The sequence below is a fragment of the Streptomyces dysideae genome (assembly GCF_001514305.1).
GTDB classification, from domain to species: domain Bacteria; phylum Actinomycetota; class Actinomycetes; order Streptomycetales; family Streptomycetaceae; genus Streptomyces; species Streptomyces dysideae.
Genome location: NZ_KQ949105.1, coordinates 87,145 through 93,576 on the forward strand (window position 1 = coordinate 87,145; position 6,432 = coordinate 93,576).

At 67.6% G+C, this 6,432-nt stretch carries 5 protein-coding genes; 1 reads left to right on the top strand and 4 read right to left on the bottom strand.

Annotation, left to right across the window (positions count from 1 at the left end; all coding sequences use genetic code 11):
• From AQJ91_RS35945 to AQJ91_RS35960, 4 genes are all read right to left on the bottom strand, one after another.
• The coding region (locus AQJ91_RS35945) for a DUF8034 domain-containing protein (protein ID WP_067030182.1) at window positions 1-1,517 on the bottom strand (1,517 nt) is incomplete at its 3' end.
• A 40-nt stretch (window positions 1,518-1,557) separates the two neighbouring features.
• Window positions 1,558-2,412 (bottom strand): carbohydrate ABC transporter permease, encoded by an 855-nt coding sequence (locus tag AQJ91_RS35950; RefSeq protein WP_067030065.1) that lies wholly within the window; start codon window positions 2,410-2,412, stop codon window positions 1,558-1,560.
• A 109-nt stretch (window positions 2,413-2,521) separates the two neighbouring features.
• Entirely contained in the window at window positions 2,522-3,436 is a 915-nt protein-coding gene (locus AQJ91_RS35955) for a carbohydrate ABC transporter permease (RefSeq protein WP_067030068.1), read from the bottom strand.
• The gene (locus tag AQJ91_RS35960; protein ID WP_067030072.1) at window positions 3,433-4,797 is read right to left on the bottom strand and encodes an ABC transporter substrate-binding protein; all 1,365 of its coding nucleotides are present in this window, start codon (window positions 4,795-4,797) and stop codon (window positions 3,433-3,435) included. The genes AQJ91_RS35955 and AQJ91_RS35960 overlap by 4 nt, the downstream gene beginning before the upstream one ends.
• Before the next feature lie 373 nt (window positions 4,798-5,170).
• Here AQJ91_RS35960 and AQJ91_RS35965 point away from each other — a divergent pair, with 373 nt between their 5' ends.
• On the top strand, window positions 5,171-5,968 hold the full coding sequence (locus AQJ91_RS35965; protein ID WP_079085478.1) for a FadR/GntR family transcriptional regulator: 798 nt from the start codon (window positions 5,171-5,173) through the stop codon (window positions 5,966-5,968).
• Window positions 5,969-6,432 lie beyond the last annotated feature (464 nt).

Here is a 6,432-nt window from a genome sequence, read left to right on the forward strand (position 1 = left end):
AGAGCCTCGGTGACCACGGGGTTGCTTTGCTGCCACACGTGGATGTCGGCCTCGGGCACGTCCAGGTCGCGGTAGCGGTCGATGCGGCGTAGCCGGTGGCGGACCTGGGCCTGGGCGGCGGCGAGGATTCGCTCGGGATAGTCGGGGTCGTCACCGGCGAGGAAGGCGAACCACGCCTTCTCGTGCCCGGACTCCTCCTTGGCGCGGAACGGCCGGACGGTACGCCAGTCGATGCCGTCGGCTTCGCGCAGCTGTTCCAGCCGGGCGCGGTCGGCGGCGGAGGCCGTGTGGTGCCACAGCGCCACCGGCACGGGCGGGGTGGCCGGGTTGTAGTCGAACCATCCCGAGTCGTTGTGCCGGAACGGCAGGTGCAGCGTGGGTGTGTCGGCGTCGGGGCCGAGCTCGACCACCCACTTGGCCGGAAGGCTGGAGTCCGCCTCGGTGTGGGGCATCACCTTGCCGCGGCCGATGAGGGCGTCGAGCGTGGTCGCGACCATGGAGAGGTGGTCGTCGTCCCCGGTGACCGTGGCCGCCGCCAGCGCGGCCACACAGGCCGCGTGGCCCACGCTGTGCCAGCCGTGCGGCCAGGACCAGCCGTAGTGGCCGCCGTACCAGCGGCCCTCCAGCAGACTGCCGACGACCCCGTCCGGGCCGACGTTGTCCGGGACGAGACCGCCGTTCGCCTCGGTGCGCTCCCGCCACGCGCCCACGTACTCGACGATCCAGTCGCGGTAACGGTCCTCGCCGGACAGGATCCAGGCGTTGAGGACCAGTCCGGCCGCGGAGAGGTTGACCGCAGTGTCGCCGACGCCCATCCGGTCCCGCATCTGCGGGCCGAGGCGCGGGTCCGCGGAGAGCGGGTACGGGCCGCCGTCCGCCTCGGGGATCCAGTCGAGCGGGAAGCCGTACGTCTCCGCCTCCTTGCGCAGCCACGGATAGACGTCGCCGTCGAACACACCCTTGCGGTCGGGATCGCTGCCGTTGTGCGGGCGGGTGATGATGCGGTGTTCGGGGTCGTAGTTGCCGGCTGCCGGGTCGACGTACAGGTCGGCGAAGCGCAGGGCGCGTTCGGCCCAGCGGTCGGGGGCGGCCATGCACAGGAAGTAGAGCAGGAGCAGGCTCTCGCCCTGGTGGAACCAGTCGTATCCGCGCTCGTACTCGTCGCGGAGCATGCCGAGTTCGGTGAGCTGCCGGGTCACGCCCTCCCAGTGCTTCTCGCTGGCGGGCAGCAGGTCGTCAGCGCCGCCGAGGAGGTACAGCTGGGGCCAGTTGAAGAAGACCTCGTAGAAGTCGTCCACGCCGTCACGGGTGGTCAGCGAGCCGGCGTAGTTCAGTCGGCCGTCCGGGCCGGTGAAGTCGCGGGCGAAGCGGCGCCAGGCGTGGTCGAGCAGGTCGAACAGGGCGCGCTGGGACACGGCCCAGCCGGGTGGTTCGAGCAGCGGCACCCCGGCCCGGACTTCGGGTGAGGGGGTCGGTGCGTCCTCACCCGAGGCGTGATCGGCAGAGCTGAGGGGCATGGGAAGGATCTCCGTTCAAGGGTGGCGCCGCGGGCGGGCGTCATTCTTTGGTGGCGCCGGCGAGCATCCCGCTGACCAGGAAGCGCTGGGCGAACAGGAAGACGATCAGTACCGGTGTGATGGCCACCAGCGTCGCCAGAGCCAGCTGCGGGCGCTCGATCGCCAGTGAGCCGACGGTCGGGTTGAACGACGGCACGCTGCTGAGCAGGGTGCCGACGCCCACCTGGACCGGCATCTGGTCGCTCTCGGGGAGCATCACGTACGGCAGGAAGTAGTTGGTCCAGTTGGCGACGAAGCTGAAGAAGCCCACGAGCGCGATGACCGGTGTCGCCAGCGGCAGTGCCACGAGGCGGAAGACACCGAACTCCGAACAGCCGTCCATCCGCGCGGCCGCCAGCAGGTCCTTCGGTACGGCGGTGGTGAAGTAGATGTACGTCAGGTACACCCCGAACGGATAGAACGAGTACGGCAGGATGATCGACCACATCGTGCCGATCAGGTGCACCGCGTTGATCTCCAGGAACAGGGGCACCACCAACGTGGCGTTCGGCATGAGCATCACGACGAGGGTCGCGATCAGAAGGGTGCGTCGACCGCGGAACTCGGTCATCGCCAGGGCGTATCCCGCCGGTACGGACACGCAGAGCGTGATGACCAGCGAGACCACCGCGTAGAGCGCGGAGTTGCGCAGCCACAGCATGATGGCGTTGTCCTGGAACGCCGTCAGGGCGTCCCAGTTGGCCTTCAGCGCATGCCAGGAGCCGAAGGAGAGCGGGCTGTCGTGGACCAGTTGCTGGTCGGTCTTGGTTGCCGCGAGGACGAGCCACAGCACCGGCAGCACGAAGAACACCACGAACACGGCCAGTGCCGAGCCGGTCAGCAGCCGGGACGACATGTACCGTGCGGGCCGGCGGCGCCGCCGTGACGCCGAGTGCTGAGCTCGGCTCATGGCGCTTGGTTCCCGTTCCGTGCTTGATGTGGCTGCGACCGGACTGGCGGTGGTCTTAATCGGCATCGAAGAATCCCGAGCGTGCGACGAAGAGGGCGGCGGCCGACACGCTGACGACCAGGAGCTCCACGGAGACCGCGGCAGCGCCGTTGATGTTGTTCATCTGGAAGGCGAAGTCGTAGGTCAGCTGGTTGAGCGAGTAATCGCGTCCGGCAACGCCCACGCTGGCGAGGGCGAGCAGTTGCGGCTCGACGAAGAGCTGAGCGCCGCCTGCGAAGGCCAGGATCACCATGTACACGATCCACTTGCGGAGCATGGGGATCTGCACGTGCCAGGCTGTCTGCCAGGCGCCCGCGCCGTCGATGTGCGCGGCTTCCATGACGTCCTTGGGGATGTTGTTGAGCGCGCCGTACATGACGACGATCCAGCCGCCCGCGCCGGTCCAGAACGCGATGATCGCGAACAGCAGCGCCAGGTTGCCGGGAGCGACGACCTCGCCGAAGGTGTCGAACCCCAGCGTGCCCAGCAGTGAACTGACCGGGCTCACCGTCGGGTCGAGCATGAACAGCCACACCAGCACGCTCGCGGCGCCGGCGAGTGCTCCGGGGATGTAGTAGAAGAACCGGAGTGCCTTACTGACCGTCCCGGAGGCCACGCGGTGCAGCAGCAGCGCCAGGCCCACCACGAACACCACCAGCGAGACGAGCCAGAAGACGAGGTACACGGCGACGTGTCCCACGGCGTCCATGAAGCGGAAGTCGCGCGCCGTGGTGACGAAGTTGGAGAAGCCGGTGAACGTGCCCCCGGCGTCGGTGAAGGCGAAGTAGACCGCGTAGCCGGTCGGAAGGATGCCGAAGGCGATCAGCAGAAGCACATACGTGGCAACGAATGCCACGCCGGCCCGGCTCTGCCGGCCGGCGCCACGACGGCGGCGGTGGGCAGAGCCGGACAGGGAGCGGGTGAGGGTCACTGGGAGACCTTGTATCCGTTGGACTCGGCGTACTTGACGATGGTGTCCTGCCAGGCGGGCAGCAGGGAGGCGATGGTCTTGCCCTGGGTCATGCCGGGCTTGACCGTGGCGGCCCAGATCGCCTCCTGGCTGAACTGGCCCGAGCCCCAGCCCGGCCAGACCTGGGAGGAGGCGTCCTTGAGTGCGCCGAGGTCTCCGGCGAAGTACCCGGAGGAGCCCTGCGCCTTCAGCCAGTTCTCGGCCGCGGGTGCGTGGGCGGGGAACCCGGGCGCCTTCTCGCCCTGGTAGGCGTTGTCGGTGGTGACCCACTTCAGGAAGTCCGTGGCCGCCTTGATGTGAGCGGAGTGCTGGGACAGCAGCCAGGTGCCGCCGCCGACGTTGCCGGTGGACGGTGCGGTGTCCCCCTTCCACTGAGGGATGGGCGCTGCCGCGATCTGCTGGGCCGGGGTCTTGAGGGTGCTCTTGAACACCGCGCCGCCGTACCAGGCGGGACCGGGCATGAGCAGGACCTTGTCGGCCTTGGCCTTGGCGAAGTCGGTGCTGAAGACCCCGCTGATGGACATGGACTTGTTCTTGATCAGTACGTCCATGAGCTTGGCCATCTTGGTGCAGGCCTCGCTGGTGGTGTTCACCGACACCGCCTTGGGGCCCGTGATGTCGTTGGCGCCGCACTTGCTCGCCCACAGGTAGATCTCGGGGGTGAAGGAGTCGCCCGCGTCCCCCACCAGGTAGGCGGGGTGTTCCTTCGCCACCTTCTCACCGAGCCGCTGGTATTCCTCCCACGTCGTGGGAACCGTGTAGCCGAACTTCTTCATCAGCGGGGCGTTGTACCAGAGCACCACCTGGGAAAGGTCGTTGCGCAGGCAGTACAGGGTGCCGTTGACCGTGCAGACGTCGTTGGCCCCGTTGGCGAACTGCCCCAGCGTCGCCTCGGGTATCAGGCCCTTGTTGAGCGGCGCCGCGAAGCCCGCGTCGACCGCCCAGGTCACCTCGTTGTTCTGGGAGCTGAAGACCACGTCCGGCCAGCCCTTGCCGGTGCGGTTGAAGAGCTGGACCTTGGTCTGGAGGTAGTTCGACCCGTTGGCGTTGCCGTCGTAGGTGACGATGTCCAGCTTCACGTCCGGGTGCAGCTTCTGGTACAGCTTCGCGGCTTCCAGCCGGGTCGCATCCACCCAGACGGTCAACGCGCCGTCCTTCTGCGGTACTTGAGTGAAGCCGTCCTTGGCGGTCGTACCGGTGCCGCCTCCGCTGCCGCAGCCGGCCACGGTCAGCACCACCATGGCCGCGCAGCCGGCCAGCAACGCCGGACGTCTCCTGTTGAGCACTCTTTCCTGGCTGAACGAAGGCTTGTTGACGGGCATGTGCGACTCCACTGGATTTGCATGCGCCCCGAGCAGATCGGGAGAGCGGCAGCGCGGACGAGGTGACACCGGACGTCCCGGCCGGGTGTCGGGACTGTGGACGGCTATGTCGCTGCCGTCGCGGAAGAAATTAGCCGCCTTATTGAGGGATACGTCAAGGGTCTGTGCATCTGATTCTTGAGAAGTTTGCGGATGATGGTCCGAAGGCGCAGGGAAATATCACTCCATAAATTCGCTGTTGCTCTGATTCGTCCTGCAGTTCTGTGGATCTAGATCTTCGTCAAATGAGTACGACTCATTGCTGTCTGAGGTACGATGCACTGGCTCCACAGCAGTCAGCCGCCCTCGTCGCAGTCACCCGGAGGCACGACAGATGAACGACATGCCAGCAGTCGGAGCGCCCCTGCCGGCGCAGGCCTCTCCGGCTGCGGCAGCAGCGGTGAGCGGCTCGGACGAGCGGGGTGACTACCGCCCCGGTTACGAAGTCGTCGCGGAGCGGATCCTCGAGTTCATCGCCGAGGCCCGTCTGGAAGCGGGTGATCGGCTGCCCACGGAGAACGATCTGGCCCAGACGCTGAATACCAGCAGGGCGGTGGTGCGGGAGGCCGTGAAGATCCTTTCAGCGCTCGGCCGGGTCCGGGCGCACAAGGGGCGCGGACTGTTCGTGGCGGACGACGAGGGCATGCTCATCACCAGCCGCTGGGGTGGCTTCTTCCGCCCCGTGGACATCGACCACGTCTTCATGCTGTTCGAGTTCCGGAGGGTTCAGGAGATGGCTGCCAGCAGTCTGGCCGCCACCCGTGCCACTCCCGCCGAGCTGCGTAGCATCGAAGTCGCCATGCAGCAGTGCCGACACGGGTTCGTCCACAATCAGGTCGACACGTTCAACAAGGGGGACGACGACTTCCATGCGGCCGTGGCCGCGGCCTCACACAACACCTTCCTCGTCAGCGCCGTGCGGGACGCGCGACGACTGCAGCGGCAGTCGAGCGCGATAGGGATCCACGACGCGCTCGGCGAGGGCGCCGCGTCGGCGGTCGAGGAGCATGAGGCGATCTACCGGGCCATTCGTGACGGCCGGCCCGACGAGGCGGCCCAGGCCACGGCGGCACATCTCGACAGGACGCTTGAGGACTACCGGCTGGAGATCCAGCGGCGCTTGTTCGGATAGATTTCCACATCGACGCCTCGGCGTTCCCAGTCGGTATCCACGTTCTGGCATTCCGCGCCGGTCGGCTGACGCGTGGGCGCGGCGGCCCGGTGCGAGCCGACCGCGGTCGATCACGCCCGCCTTGAACCACCGCCGGAGTACCGGTATTTCGTCGAACCCGTCGGCAGCCGGTGCTGGCGCCGCCCGCGTCGACCATGGTCACGCCGAACTCGGCGCGCTTGCCGCGGACGTACTCGGCGATGTCGTCGAACGGGTACCGTTCGACGACCAGGTTGGCGGGGGTCTCGAAGCCCTCGGCCTGGGCGGTCTTGAACCAGTCGTAGGCGGAGTGGCTGGGCGCGTCGGCGGCGGGCAGCGGTGTCGGCATGCCCAGGGCGACCGCGTAATGGAGGGCGATAGGCCGAGGTGGTTTTGCCGGTGCCGCCATTGAGCATCCCCGACGACGATGTGGCCACCGAGGCCCT